Annotated in this window: 13 protein-coding genes; 7 read left to right on the top strand and 6 right to left on the bottom strand. The window is 69.5% G+C overall.

The genetic code is table 11. The features are described from left to right. The first annotated feature begins 170 nt into the window (after nt 1–170). From G6N30_RS19895 to G6N30_RS19885, 3 genes are all read left to right on the top strand, one after another. Nucleotides 171–1,997 carry a phosphoenolpyruvate carboxykinase (GTP) gene (locus G6N30_RS19895; protein WP_134058319.1) on the top strand — a complete coding sequence of 609 codons (1,827 nt, stop codon included), beginning with the start codon at nt 171–173 and terminating at the stop codon, nt 1,995–1,997. 169 nt (nt 1,998–2,166) lie between these two features. After that, nucleotides 2,167–3,690 carry a fatty-acid--CoA ligase FadD4 gene (gene fadD4, locus G6N30_RS27060; protein ID WP_134058317.1) on the top strand — a complete coding sequence of 508 codons (1,524 nt, stop codon included), beginning with the start codon at nt 2,167–2,169 and terminating at the stop codon, nt 3,688–3,690. After that, on the top strand, nt 3,687–4,574 hold the full coding sequence (locus G6N30_RS19885) for an enoyl-CoA hydratase/isomerase family protein (protein ID WP_208324451.1): 888 nt from the start codon (nt 3,687–3,689) through the stop codon (nt 4,572–4,574). Before fadD4 ends, G6N30_RS19885 begins: the two co-directional genes overlap by 4 nt. Nucleotides 4,575–4,726: 152 nt before the next feature. Here G6N30_RS19885 and G6N30_RS19880 read toward each other — a convergent pair whose 3' ends face one another. Further along, nucleotides 4,727–5,458 carry an SDR family oxidoreductase gene (locus G6N30_RS19880; protein WP_197906148.1) on the bottom strand — a complete coding sequence of 244 codons (732 nt, stop codon included), beginning with the start codon at nt 5,456–5,458 and terminating at the stop codon, nt 4,727–4,729. A 101-nt stretch (nt 5,459–5,559) separates the two neighbouring features. Between G6N30_RS19880 and G6N30_RS19875 the strand changes: the two genes are divergently transcribed. After that, nucleotides 5,560–6,378 carry a helix-turn-helix transcriptional regulator gene (locus G6N30_RS19875; RefSeq protein ID WP_134058311.1) on the top strand — a complete coding sequence of 273 codons (819 nt, stop codon included), beginning with the start codon at nt 5,560–5,562 and terminating at the stop codon, nt 6,376–6,378. Here the strand turns inward: G6N30_RS19875 and G6N30_RS19870 are convergent, their stop codons facing one another. Genes G6N30_RS19870 through G6N30_RS19850 form a run of 5 tightly spaced genes read right to left on the bottom strand, consistent with a single transcriptional unit; the run spans nt 6,379 to nt 9,552 of the window. Beyond that, a complete protein-coding gene (locus G6N30_RS19870) occupies nt 6,379–6,876 on the bottom strand; it encodes an SRPBCC family protein (protein ID WP_134058309.1) in 498 nt (165 codons plus the stop codon). It lies immediately after the preceding gene. A gap of 21 nt (nt 6,877–6,897) precedes the next feature. Further along, on the bottom strand, nt 6,898–7,266 hold the full coding sequence (locus tag G6N30_RS19865) for a DUF1801 domain-containing protein (RefSeq protein ID WP_134058307.1): 369 nt from the start codon (nt 7,264–7,266) through the stop codon (nt 6,898–6,900). Then, complete coding sequence (locus tag G6N30_RS19860) at nt 7,244–7,588, bottom strand: ArsR/SmtB family transcription factor (protein WP_134058305.1); 345 nt, start codon at nt 7,586–7,588, stop codon at nt 7,244–7,246. Before G6N30_RS19860 ends, G6N30_RS19865 begins: the two co-directional genes overlap by 23 nt. A 56-nt stretch (nt 7,589–7,644) precedes the next feature. Continuing rightward, on the bottom strand, nt 7,645–8,382 hold the full coding sequence (locus G6N30_RS19855; RefSeq protein ID WP_134058304.1) for a GntR family transcriptional regulator: 738 nt from the start codon (nt 8,380–8,382) through the stop codon (nt 7,645–7,647). Nucleotides 8,383–8,391: 9 nt separating this feature from the next. Beyond that, a complete protein-coding gene (locus G6N30_RS19850) occupies nt 8,392–9,552 on the bottom strand; it encodes an acyl-CoA dehydrogenase family protein (RefSeq protein WP_134058302.1) in 1,161 nt (386 codons plus the stop codon). A 63-nt stretch (nt 9,553–9,615) separates the two neighbouring features. Here G6N30_RS19850 and G6N30_RS19845 point away from each other — a divergent pair, with 63 nt between their 5' ends. From G6N30_RS19845 to G6N30_RS19835, 3 genes are all read left to right on the top strand, one after another. Further along, nucleotides 9,616–10,614 carry a hotdog family protein gene (locus G6N30_RS19845; RefSeq protein ID WP_134058300.1) on the top strand — a complete coding sequence of 333 codons (999 nt, stop codon included), beginning with the start codon at nt 9,616–9,618 and terminating at the stop codon, nt 10,612–10,614. A gap of 174 nt (nt 10,615–10,788) precedes the next feature. After that, complete coding sequence (locus G6N30_RS19840) at nt 10,789–11,892, top strand: CoA transferase (protein WP_134058298.1); 1,104 nt, start codon at nt 10,789–10,791, stop codon at nt 11,890–11,892. Beyond that, the gene (locus tag G6N30_RS19835) at nt 11,886–13,145 is read left to right on the top strand and encodes an amidohydrolase family protein (RefSeq protein WP_134058296.1); all 1,260 of its coding nucleotides are present in this window, start codon (nt 11,886–11,888) and stop codon (nt 13,143–13,145) included. Before G6N30_RS19840 ends, G6N30_RS19835 begins: the two co-directional genes overlap by 7 nt.

Raw genomic sequence — 13,145 nt, 5'->3', positions numbered from 1 at the left:
AATCGTTCCTGTGAGTGATCGGACATAGATCCGAATTCCTTCGGGTATGTCACCCACGTTAACCTCGGAACAAGGGACGACCGTGATCGCCGCTGATCTCGTTCATCGGCGTCATCGTGGGCCTGCGTCCTGGCGGACAGAGTGCACCGAAGATGCAGGAGAATCACAGAATGACTTCAGCCACCATTCCGGGTCTGGACACCGCTCCGACGAGACACGAGGGACTGCTGGCCTGGGTTCGGGAAGTCGCCGAGCTGACCCAACCGGAACGCGTGGTGTTCGCCGACGGCTCGGACGAGGAGTGCGCCCGACTGACCCAGCAGCTGGTCGACGCGGGCACCTTCACCAAGCTCAACGATGAACTCAAGCCCAACTCGTACCTCGCCCTGTCCGACCCGTCCGATGTCGCCCGCGTCGAATCCCGCACGTTCATCTGTACCGAGCGGGAGGTCGACGCCGGTCCGACCAACAACTGGATGGACCCGGCGAAGATGCGCGGGATCATGACCGACCTGTACCGGGGCAGCATGCGCGGCCGCACCATGTACGTGGTGCCGTTCTGCATGGGTCCGCTGGACGCGGAGGATCCCAAGCTCGGCGTGGAGATCACCGACTCGGAGTACGTGGTGATCTCGATGCGCACGATGACCCGCATGGGCCAGGCGGCGCTGGACAAGATGGGCGACGACGGCTTCTTCGTCAAGGCGCTGCACACCGTGGGCGCGCCGCTCGAGCCCGGCCAGCAGGATGTGCCGTGGCCCTGCAACGACACGAAGTACATCACCCACTTCCCGGAGACCCGCGAGATCTGGAGCTTCGGCTCGGGCTACGGCGGCAACGCGCTGCTGGGCAAGAAGTGTTACTCGCTGCGGATCGCCTCGGCGATGGCGCACGACGAGGGCTGGCTCGCCGAGCACATGCTGATCCTCAAGCTGATCTCCCCGGAGAACAAGGCCTACTACATCGCCGCGGCGTTCCCGTCGGCGTGCGGTAAGACCAACCTCGCGATGCTGCAGCCCACCATTCCGGGCTGGCGCGCCGAGACCGTGGGCGACGACATCGCCTGGATGCGGTTCGGCAAGGACGGCCGGCTCTACGCCACCAACCCCGAGTTCGGTTTCTTCGGCGTCGCGCCCGGCACCAACTGGGACTCGAACCCCAACGCGATGAAGACGATCGCGGCAGGCAACACCGTGTTCACCAACGTCGCGCTGACCGACGAGGGCGACGTGTGGTGGGAGGGCCTGGAGGGCGACCCGCAGCACCTCATCGACTGGAAGGGCCGCGACTGGACCCCGGAGTCCGAGGAGAAGGCCGCGCACCCGAACTCGCGCTACTGCACCCCGATCGCACAGTGCCCGACGCTGGCCCCGGAGTGGGACGACCCGCAGGGTGTGCCGATCTCGGCGATCCTGTTCGGCGGCCGCCGCAAGACGACGGTCCCGCTGATCACCCAGGCCCGCGACTGGCAGCACGGTGTGTTCATCGGCGCCACCCTGGGCTCGGAGCAGACGGCCGCCGCCGAGGGCAAGGTCGGCACGGTGCGCCGCGATCCGATGGCGATGCTGCCCTTCCTCGGCTACAACGTCGGTGACTACTTCCAGCACTGGATCGACATCGGCAAGAACGCCGACGAGTCCAAGATGCCCGCGGTGTTCTTCGTCAACTGGTTCCGCCGCGGCGACGACGGCCGCTTCCTGTGGCCCGGCTTCGGCGAGAACAGCCGCGTGCTGAAGTGGGCCGTCGAGCGCATCGAGCACAAGGCCGACGGCCGCAGCACCGCGATCGGCATCGTGCCGACCGCCGAGGATCTCGACCTCGAGGGTCTCGACGTGGATCCGGCCGACGTGGACGCGGCACTGGCGGTCAAGCCCGAGGAGTGGCGCGACGAATTGCCGCTCATCGAGGAGTGGTTCGAGTTCGTCGGCGAGAAGCTGCCCACGGGCATCAAGGACGAGTTCGACGCCCTCAAGCACCGCCTGGCCGAAGAGGCCTAGCCACCTCTCGTCACACCGCACCGTCTTCGCACCGCGAGCGTGCGTGTCTGATCCTCGACACGCCGCTCGCGGTGTGTATTTCGCGCACCCTCGCGGCCGTACGAGAGTGTGCGGGGGGCCATAGGCACACTCTTGACACGTGTCAACTCACCCCTAGTACAGTCAGCGCATGCAGATCCGTGAACATGTCGGCCCCGGCAAGGGGGCGAAGCCGGCGGTCATCCTCCACCCGTCCGGCACCGTCGTCACGTTCGACGAGCTCGAGGCTCGGGCCAACCGGCTAGCCCACTTCTTCCGCGGTCAGGGTCTGCAGGAGGGCGACGTCGTCGCCATCCTCATGGAGAACAACGAGCACATGCACGCGGCAATGTGGGGTGCGCGCCGCGCCGGCCTGTACTACGTGCCCATCAACACCCACCTGACCGCCGCCGAAGCCGCCTACATCATCGACAACAGCGGGGCGTCGGCCGTCATCGGTTCTGCGGCGCTGCGTGCGACATGCCAAGAGCTCGGCGAGCACCTGCCGAACGGCCTGCCGCGCATGCTGCTGATCGCCGACGGCACGCTGGACGGCTGGCTGACCTACCCGGAATGCGTCGCCGACCAACCGGATACACCGATCGCCGACGAGATCGAAGGCGATCTGCTGCAGTACTCGTCGGGCACCACCGGCAGGCCCAAGGGCATCAAACGCGCTCTGCCGCACCAGCCGCCGTCCGAGGTGCCGGGCATGATGTCGCTGCTCGTCAGCGTCTGGATGCAGCCGGATTCGGTGTACCTGAGCCCCGCCCCGCTCTACCACACGGCGCCGTCGGTGTGGTCGATGAACGTCCAGGCCGCCGGGCACACCGTCGTGGTGATGGAGAAGTTCGAGCCGCAGAGTGCGCTCGAGGCGATTCAGCGCTACGGCGTCACCCACGGCCAGTTCGTCCCGGCCATGTTCACCCGCATGCTCAAACTGCCTGAGCAGGTGCGTAATTCGTACGACGTGTCGAGCCTGCGCCGCGTCATCCACGCCGCCGCGCCGTGCCCGGTCGAGATCAAGAAACAGATGATCGACTGGTGGGGCCCGATCATCGACGAGTACTACGCGTCCTCCGAGGCGCACGGATCGACGATCATCAGCGCGGAGGAATGGCTCGCCCACCCCGGCTCGGTGGGTAAGCCGATGACCGGTGCGCTGCACATCCTCGACGAGGACGGCAACGAGTTGCCGCCGAATCAGGCCGGCGAGATCTACTTCGAGGGCGGCGCCTCCTTCGAATACCTCAACGACCCCGACAAGACCGCCGCGTCTCGCCACGAAAAGGGTTGGGCGACAGTCGGTGACATCGGGTACCTCGACGAGGAGGGCTACCTGTACCTGACCGACCGCCGCCACCACATGATCATCTCCGGCGGGGTCAACATCTACCCGCAGGAAGCCGAGAACATGCTGGTCACCCACCCGAAGGTGCTCGACGCGGCGGTGTTCGGGGTGCCCGACGAGGAGATGGGCCAGCGCGTCAAAGGTGTGGTGCAGACCGTCGACCCGGCCGACGCCACCGACGCCTTCGCCGAGGAACTGCTCGGATGGCTGCGGGATCGGTTGGCGCACTACAAGTGTCCGAAGTCGATCTCGTTCGAGCCGCAGCTGCCCCGCACGGACACCGGCAAGCTCTACAAGCAGGAGCTCGTCAAGAAGTACTCGTGAGCCTCGTCGAGCTGCCCGCCGGGATCGTCGTCGGTGTCGAGACACCGGACGACGGTGCGGCGTTCACGCTGACCGAACACGCCGGTGCGGACGACCGGCGGACGGTCGAGGTGGACTCGGTGCCCCGCACGCTCGAGGTGCTGGCCGAACGGTGTGAACGCTGGCCGCAGACCGCCGCGGTGTGCGACGACGTCCTGCGCTCGGTCGACCCGGCCGCCCCCGCCCGGCCCGGCGTCATCACCGAATCGCTGGCGTACTCCACGCTGCAGGCCGGGCCGGAGTTCGCGCGGTGGCTCGCCGAACGGGGCCCGGCAACGATGCCCGCGCTACCCGATCCGGTACGCGCCTCCCGCGTCGGCGGCACGCTGTCGGTCGAGTTCAACCGTCCGCAACGGCACAACGCGTTCTCCACCGATGCCAGGGCCGCCCTGCTCGAGGCGCTCGAGGTCGCGCGCCTCGACCCGTCGGTCGAGGAGGTCGTACTCTCCGGCGCCGGCCGATCATTCTGCAGCGGAGGCGATCTCGCCGAATTCGGCAGCTTCGCCGACCCGGCCAGCGCGCATCTCGCCCGCACCCGGCACAGCCCGGCACTGGTGCTCGACGAGCTGACCGCCCGCCTCGGCAGGCGTTGCCGCGCCCGGGTGCACGGTCAGGTGCTGGGCAGCGGACTGGAGATGGCAGCCTACTGCGGCTGGGTGGTGAGCACCCCCGACGCGGTGTTCGGCCTGCCCGAGCTCGGCCTGGGCCTGATCCCCGGTGCGGGCGGCACCGTCAGCGTCACCCGCCGCATCGGGCGGTGGCGCACGATGTTCCTGGTGCTGTCCGGTCGGACGATCGATCCGCCCACCGCACTGAGATGGGGGCTGATCGACGCCGTCGAGTGATATGGGCGAGGGGCGCCCGGGGGGATGGGCGCCCCTCGCGTTCGGGGGGATGAGCTCCGGTTGGTCAATCTGCTGGTTAGAACGGAACCGGTCAAGCTTTTGATTTCCGATGGCAGCAATTGATCGGTAGGTGGCATAAACGCCGTTGCGGATCAGCGCTGGCGAGCGGGCCGCACGATCACCTCGTTGACGTCCACACCCTCGGGTTCGTCGATCGCGTAGGCGATGGCGCGGGCGATCGCCTCCGGCGGGATCGCGGCCGCCCGGTACTCCCGCATTGCCGCCGCGGCGTGGGTGTCGGTGATGGATTCGGCGAGTTCGGACTCCACCACCCCGGGCGACACCGTGGTGACCCTGATCGACGGGTCAGACTCCTGGCGCAGGCCTTCGGTGATCGCCCACGCGGCGTACTTGGTGGCGCTGTACACCGCGGACGTCGGCACCACTTCGTGTGCGCCGATCGACGCCACGGTGACGAAGTGCCCGCCGCCGAGCCGTTGGAAGTGCGGCAGCGCCGCGGCGATGCCGTTGAGCAGGCCGCGCACGTTGACGTCGATCATCGCGTCCCACTGGTCGATTAGCAGCGCGTCGAGGCGGGACAGCGGCATGACGCCGGCGTTGTTGACGATGACGTCGATGCGGCCGTGCGCGGCGGCTGCGGCGTCGACGAAGGCGGCCATGTCGGCGCGGTCGGTGACGTCGAGCCGGCGCACGGACAGGCTGCCGTGTTCCAGACCCGTTGCGCTGTCGGCGAGTTCGCGCAGCCGGTCTTCGCGGCGGGCGCCGGCGACGACGTGATGGCCGGCGCGGGCGAGGTGGATGGCGGCAGCGGCGCCGATCCCGCTGCTCGCCCCGGTGATGAGGATGATCTTCGAATCAGTCATGCCGTCCACCATGGTGCGGCGGCGCGGGCACTACCAGGACGCGGTGAGACTGGGTGCGCCACACCCAGGCTGCTGCCGCCTTGCGTACCTATCGTTGAGTCATGTCCGAACTCGGCGACTATCTGCGTAGCCGGCGCGCCCACGTGCGGCCCGAAGACACGGGACTGGTGTCGACGGGTGTGCGGCGGGTGCCCGGTCTACGCCGCGAAGAGGTCGCGTGGCTGGCCGGGCTGAGCGTGGACTACTACGTGCGGCTGGAGCAGGGCCGCGAACGGTCCCCGTCGGCGCCGGTCCTCGATGCGCTTGCCGCGGCGCTGCGCCTGGACCACGACGGCCACCGGCATCTCTTCCGGCTGGCGGGCCTGGCGCCGCGGCTGGAGTCCCCGCGGACACCCGACCGGGTCGATCCGGCGCTGCTGAGGCTGATGGCGTCCTGGCCGGAGAACCCGGCCCTGGTCTACAACCGGGCCTACGACGTGCTGGCCGCGAACCCGCTGGCCGATGCGCTGTTCGGCGATTTCGGAGCCGGCCGCAACCTCATGCTGCTGGTGTTCACCGAACCGCGAGCCCGCGACTTCTACGTCGACTGGCAGGACATCGCCGAGAACTCGGTCGCCGGGTTCCGGCTGAACTACACTGCCGCACCGGCGGATCCGCGCGTGCAGGCGGTGCTGGCCGAGCTGCTCACCGGAAGCGCCGAGTTCCGCGCGCTCTGGGAGCGCCATGACGCGCGCGGAAAGTCGCTCACCAGCAAGGCATTCCGTCATCCCGACATCGGTGTGCTCGAACTGACCATGCAGACGTTCGACGTACGGTCTACGCCCGGCCAGGAGCTGGTGGTCTATGACGCCGAACCGGCCAGCCCGAGCGCAGATGCGCTCAAGCTGCTCGGCAGCATCGCCGCGACTGCCCGGCGGTGATCAGGTGTGCGCCTCGAGGTGTTTGCCGAGCTTGGCGAGCTGCTGCTTGTAGCCCCACTTCATCCCGAACGCGGCCATCTTGGCCTTGGAGCCGATCTGGGTGATCGACACATGGAGCCTGACGGTCGTCATGCCCTGGTCTTCGGTGAGGGTGATGTCGTTGGTGTGCACGATGGTCGAGGTCGCTTCCTCCCCCTCGGTCCACGACCGGGCCTCGTAGGACAGCCGGGACGGCGCTTCCACGCGGGTGAGCGTCCCCGCCATCGGCCAGCGCGTGCCCTGGTACCTGCCCATCTCCGCGCCGGCCTCCATGACGATGTAGATCTCGCCACCGACGCGCAGATCGATTCGGCATTCGGGGACCAGCGTCTTCTCCGGACCCCACCACTGCCGGAGCACCTCCGGCCGGGTCCACGCGTCCCACACCGTGGTGAGGGGAGCGCGGTACGTCCGCTCGAGGTCGAGTTCTTTGGGCTTGGTGAACAATTGCAGAATCATCGCGGTTCCTCCTGTGGCGAGTCAGGCGACGGCTCGCGTGACGATCTCGGCGATCCGTGCCTCGGTGGCCTGGTCGAGTTCGGTGAGAAACCAGGCTGATCCGATGAGCTTGTGCGAGGCGCCCTCGTCAGGGGCGAGGTTGGCCTTCTCGGTGAGGCCGAACGAGACGTAGTCGTCGGCGTCGACCCGGAAGAAGCAGAGCACCGGGCTGCTCTTCGATCGCGCGTATCCCGGCATCCCGTACCAGAGGCGCGGTTTGAGGTCGGGACCGGCCGCCATGATCACCTCGTGCAACCGTGCCGCGACATCGCGGTACGCGGGCAGTTCGGCGATCTTGTCGGTCACCGCGCTGATGCCGGCGTCGCGGTCACTCGCGTTCTCGGTGGCCATCGGGCTTCCTTTCGCGGGTCATGGAGTCGAGATAGTCGCCCAGCGAGTCGAGCCGGGCCTCCCAGAGGCGTTCGAAGGATTCGACCCAGCGGCCGATTTCGGCGAAGGGTTCCGCCTCGAGGTGGTAGATCCGCCGTCGGGCCAGGGATTCCCCGGCGACGAGGCCGGAATCGCCAAGCACCCGAAGGTGTTTGCTCACCTGCGGCTGGCGGATGCCCAGTTCGTCGGCGATCTCGCCGACCGACTTCGGTCCGACGCGCAGCAGCTCGACGATCCTGAGGCGGCTCGGTTCTGCCAGTGCCCCGAAGACCGTCGCCTGCATGCCTCCGAACGTACGACCCTTGACATATTCCTGTCAAGGAATACGTCAGTCACCGGTCAGCTCGAGCGGCGCAACGTCACCCGGTAGGTGTACTGCTCGGGCAGGAAGTGGCTGACCGACAACTCGACGGGCCTGCCCGCACTGTCCGAGTACAGGCGGTCGACGCGCAGCATCGCGTGTCCCTGCGGACAGCCCACCGCCGAGGCGACCGCATCGTCGGCCGGCGCGACCGTGATCGACTGCGCCGCTTCGGCAATGGGCTCAGCCAGATGCGGTTCGAGCAGCCCGATCACGGTGTGGGTGCTGACCGCACCGGTCTGCAGCGCGGGGTCCCCGTCGACGTGGCGGGCGATCGACGGCGGCAGGTGCACCGTCGTCGCCACGAAGGGCACCCCGTGGCCGGATGCACCGTGCAGGCGGCGGAACACCACGGTGTGGACGACGTCGTCGTCGAGCCGCAACCGGCTGGCCGCCGCCACGTCGACCCGGCGCCCGACCCCGCGCACCACCTCCATCGTGGTGTCCTGGGACAGGCTCATCAGGTCCTCGATGGAACCCAGCTGACGGAGGTACCGCCCGGACTCCCGCGCGTAGGTGCCCCGCCCCGGGACCCGGTACACCACCCCTTCGGCTACGAGGTCCTGAAAAGCCCGCCGCACCGTCTGGCGCGACAACCCGTGCTGCGCAACGAGTTCGGTCTCGGTCGGCAGCCGCGTGCCGTCCCGGTAGCGGCCGGCCGCGATCTCGCCGCGCAGGCGGTCGCGCAGCAGCTGGTAGGCCGGCTCGGGTTTGATCGCGGGCTCCTAGATCCCGCCCCGGGCGACCAGCTGGGCGGCGATCACGTTGCGCTGGATCTCGTTGGTGCCCTCACCGACAATCATCAGCGGGGCGTCGCGGAAGTAGCGCTCGACGTCGAATTCGGTGGAGTAACCGTATCCGCCGTGGATCCGGACCGCGTTGAGCGCGATCTCCATCGCGACCTCGGAGGCGAACAGTTTGGCCATCCCAGCCTCCATGTCGGCGCGCTCCCCGCTGTCGTACCGCTCGGCGGCGTACCGGGTCAGCTGTCGCGCCGCGGTCAGCTTGGTCGCCATGTCGGCCAGGTAGTTCCCGATCGACTGGTGCTTCCAGATCGGCTGACCGAAGCTCTCCCGGTCCTGGGCGTAGCGCAGCGCGTCCTCGAGCGCGGCCGTCGCCACCCCCAGCGCCCGCGAGGCCACCTGGATGCGGCCCGTCTCCAGCCCCTTCATCATCTGCGCGAAGCCCCGGCCGGGCTCCCCGCCGAGAATCGCCGTCGCCGGCACCCGGCAGTCGTCGAAGATGAGCTCGCAGCTCTCCACGCCCTTGTAGCCGAGTTTGGGCAGATCCCGCGACACGGACAGCCCCGTCGTGCCCTGTTCGACGAGCACCACCGAGATACCCCGGTGCCGAGGCGTCGCGGACGGGTCGGTCTTGCACAGCAGCGCGATCAGACCCGACCTGCGCGCGTTGCTGATCCACGTCTTCGATCCGTTGACGACCAGACCGTCACCGTCGGACGGCAGCGCCGTGGTGCTCATGTTCTGCAGGTCAGAGCCGCCTCCCGGCTCCGTCAGCGCCATGGTCGCCCGGATCTCGCCGCTGGCCATCCCGGGCAGGTACGCCCGCTTCTGGTCCTCGGTGCCGAACAGTGTGAGCAGTTTCGCGACGACGGTGTGCCCGCCCATCGCGCCCGCCAGGCTCATCCAGCCGCGGGAGAGCTCCTGGGTGACCTCGACGTAGCAGGGCGTCGACACCGGCGAGCCGCCGTACTCCTCGGGGACCGCCAGCCCGTAGATGCCGATGCGCTTCATCTGCTCGATCCACGCCCCCGGATAGTCGTTGGCGTGTTCGACCTCGCGCACCGAGGGCTTGACGTCGCGGTCCACGAACGCGCGGACCGTTTCGACCAGCATGGTCTCTTCTGCACTCAACTGGCTGCTCATGGAACTCCTCGCAAATGTACGGCCATATTGACACAGCCGATCGTGCACTGTCAGCATCGGGCCGTGACTTTGTACGGCCATATCGCCGGCGGACCTTACTTCGACGATCTCGCGGTGGGCCAGGCGTTCGACACCGCGCCGTCGATGACGCTGACGGCCGGCGCGGCCGCCGTGCACCAGTCGATCCTCGGCGACCGGCTGCGCCTGGCACTCGACGCCGAGCTCGCCGCGGCGGTGACGGGCGCGACGGCGCCGCTGGCGCATCCCGGCCTGGTGTGCGACGTCGCGATCGGCCAGTCGACGGTGGTGACCCAGCGGGTGAAGGCCAACCTCTTCTACCGCGGCCTGGCGTTTCACCGCTATCCCGTCCTGGGCGACAGCCTGTTCACCCGCACCGAAGTCGTGGGGCTGAAACAGAACTCGGCCAAACCGGGACGCGCACCGACCGGTCTGGCCGCGCTGCGAATGACGACCGTCGATCAACTCGGCCGTCTCGTGCTGGACTTTCACCGCTGCGCGATGCTGCCGCTGCGCGACGGCGCCGCCGACACGGGACACGCCGACGACCTGTCGACGATCGGCACGGACAACCCGGTCCCGGATCCGGCGGCGGACTGGGACGCCGACGCCTACCGGACGCGCGTGCCGTCGTCGGCACTCGATTCCCGGCTCGCGGGTGCGGTGCTTCACAGCACCGCCGACGTGGTGACCAGCGCGCCGGAACTCGCGCGCCTCACGCTCAACATCGCCGCCGCACACCATGATTCGCGGGTCGGAGGCGGCCGGCGCCTGGTGTACGGCGGGCACACCATCGGGCTGGCGCTGGCACAGGCCACCCGGCTGCTGCCCGATCTGGCGACGGTGCTGGCGTGGGAGTCCTGCGATCACACCGGCCCGGTGCACGAGGGCGACACCCTCTACAGCCGGCTGCACGTCGAGGCCGTGACGCCGCTGCCCGATGGCCGCGGCGGGGTGCTCCACCTGCGGTCGCTGGTGTACGCCGTCGGCGGCGACCAGGACCGCCAGGTGCTGGACTGGAAGTTCTCCGCGCTCCACTTCTGAGCTCGCTCGCCGCCGTTTCCCCGCGAGCAGACCACTCCCGCCGCGGCCGAGTCGTGGTTCCAACGGTGTGCGCCCCAGGCCCGCGAGCGCATCCTGCGCGCGTAGCAGACAGAGAATCGCGTGCTTGGGCAGCTCCGGACGCGAGTCTGTGTCTGCTCGCGGGACAATGGCGCGGTGAGTGTGTTCGCGATTCCGGCCGCGGTGCTCGCGCACGCCGGACGCCTGGCGGCGGCGCTGCCCGTCGACGTGGACATCCCCGAACTGCTGACCGGACGGGCCGCACTGCTCGGCCTGCCGCAGCCGGGGCAGGTCTCGGCAGGCGGGGCGTCGCGGCTACTGCGGGCGCGCGACGCGTGGTGCGCGCTCACGCTGTCCCGGCCCGATGACGTCGCGGCCGTGCCCGCCCTGCTCGAGGGCGACGACGTCGGCACGGACCCGTGGCCGGCCATCGCGGATTGGCTGACGAACCGGGATGCGGACACCGCCGTCGCCCGTGCGCGCCTGTTGGGGATGCCCGCCGCGGTGCTCGCCGAGACCTCGCCGGCGCAGCCCGACGGCACGCCACTCGGCCCGCCGGCCGCGCCGCGCACATGGGCGGACCTGCTGGTCGTCGAGCTCGCGTCGATGTGGGCCGGACCGTTGTGCGGCCGCATGCTGGCCGGTGCCGGGGCGACCGTGGTGAAGGTCGAGAGCCCGACACGTCCCGACGGGACCCGCGGCGGGTCGCCTGAGTTCTTCGACTGGGTGAACAGCGGGAAGCACTGTGTCACTTTGGATTTCGACAACCCAGGCGAATTGCGCGCGCTGCTCGCCGCGGCCGATGTGGTGATCGAGGGATCGCGGCCGGCCGCGTTGGCGCGACGGGGTCTGGGGCCGGACACGATTCCCGCACGCGACGGACGGGTCTGGGTGCGCATCACCGGATACGGCACGACGGGTGAGCGCGCCGAATGGGTTGCGTTCGGGGACGACGCCGCGGTGGCGGGCGGTCTGGTCGGCGGTACGGGTGACGCGCCGCATTTCCTGGGCGACGCGATCGCGGACCCGCTGACCGGGCTCACGGCGGCCCACGCGGTCTTCGAGGCGCTGCGCCGAGGCGGCGGTGAGCTGCTCGCGGTGTCGATGGCGGGCGTCGCAGCGAGCTACGCCGCCCTGCCCGACGAGGGCACCGTCGATGTGACACCGCACCGGCCCGCCCCTCGCGCACCGGCGTCCGGCCTGGGCGCCGACAATGCCGCGGTACGTCGTCTGCTCGAAAGCCGTTCGGCACCATGTTGATTCAACGCGCCACGCTGCTCGACGGCTCACGGGTCGACATCCGTCTGCGGGACCGCATCGCCGACGTCGCGGCGACGCTGGCGCCCGAGCGTGGGGAGACGGTCCTCGACGCCGCGGGCCAGACGGTGATCCCCGGGCTGCACGACCACCACGTCCACCTGCTCGCCGCGGCGGCGGCCCTTGATTCGGTGCGGGTCGGACCCGGCGACGTGGGAGACCGCGACGGTCTGGTGCGCGCACTGGCCGACGCGATACCGGGCGACGACGGGTGGATCCGAGCCGTGGGCTACCACGAGGCGGTCGCCGGGCCGCTGGACCGCGCGGCGCTCGACGCGCTGTGCCCCGCGGTGCCCGTGCGGGTACAGCACCGCAGCGGCGTGGTGTGGACGGTCAACTCGGCCGGGCTGGCGCGCCTGGGGCGCAGCGACCATCCCGACGGCACACTGCACAGCGCCGATCCGGGCTGGACGGCCGAACGCCGGGACGTGCCGCTGGACCGGCTCAGCAGGCGGCTGGCGCGTTACGGGGTGACCGGGGTCACCGACGCCACACCGGGTCTCGACGCGCATCTCGAAGGCGAGGTCCTCCAGCGCCTCCACGTCCTCGCCCCGGGTAAGCGGATCCTGCACGACGACGGACTCGACCTCGACGAGCTGACGGACTGGATCACCGACACGCACGCCGGGGGTGTACCGGTCGCGGTGCACTGCGTCACCGCCGCGCAGCTGGTCGTCACGATCGCCGCGCTGCGCGTCGCGGGTGTACGCCCGGGGGACCGCATCGAGCACGCCGCCGTGGTGCCCGACGACTGCGTCGGCGACCTCGTCGGCCTCGGCGTGACCGTGGTGACGCAGCCGAACTTCGTCGCCGAACGCGGCGATCAGTATCTCGCCGACGTGCCGGCCGACGCGCAGCACGAATTGTGGCGCGTTGCGAGCCTGCTGAGGGCAGGTGTGCCACTGGCGTTTTCGACCGACACCCCGTTCGGCGACGGCGACCCGTGGGCGGTGATGCGGGCGGCCGTACAGCGCCGCACCCCGTCGGGAGCAATACTCGGACCCCGCGAGAAGATCGACAGTGCAACGGCATTCGCGCTGTTCCACGGCTCCGCCGACGCGCCGACGGCGCCGCGGACCGTCGCGCTCGGGCAGCCCGCAGACCTGTGCGTCGTCGAGGGCACACCGCGCGACGTGCTGGCCGACCTCGACGGCGACCGCGTCCGGACGACGATCATCGCCGGCCGAACCGTCTAG

It is taken from the genome of Mycolicibacterium litorale (assembly GCF_010731695.1).
Taxonomy (GTDB): domain Bacteria; phylum Actinomycetota; class Actinomycetes; order Mycobacteriales; family Mycobacteriaceae; genus Mycobacterium; species Mycobacterium litorale.
The sequence above is the reverse complement of the archived record's forward strand: the minus strand, read 5'-3'. Positions and strand labels throughout refer to the sequence as shown.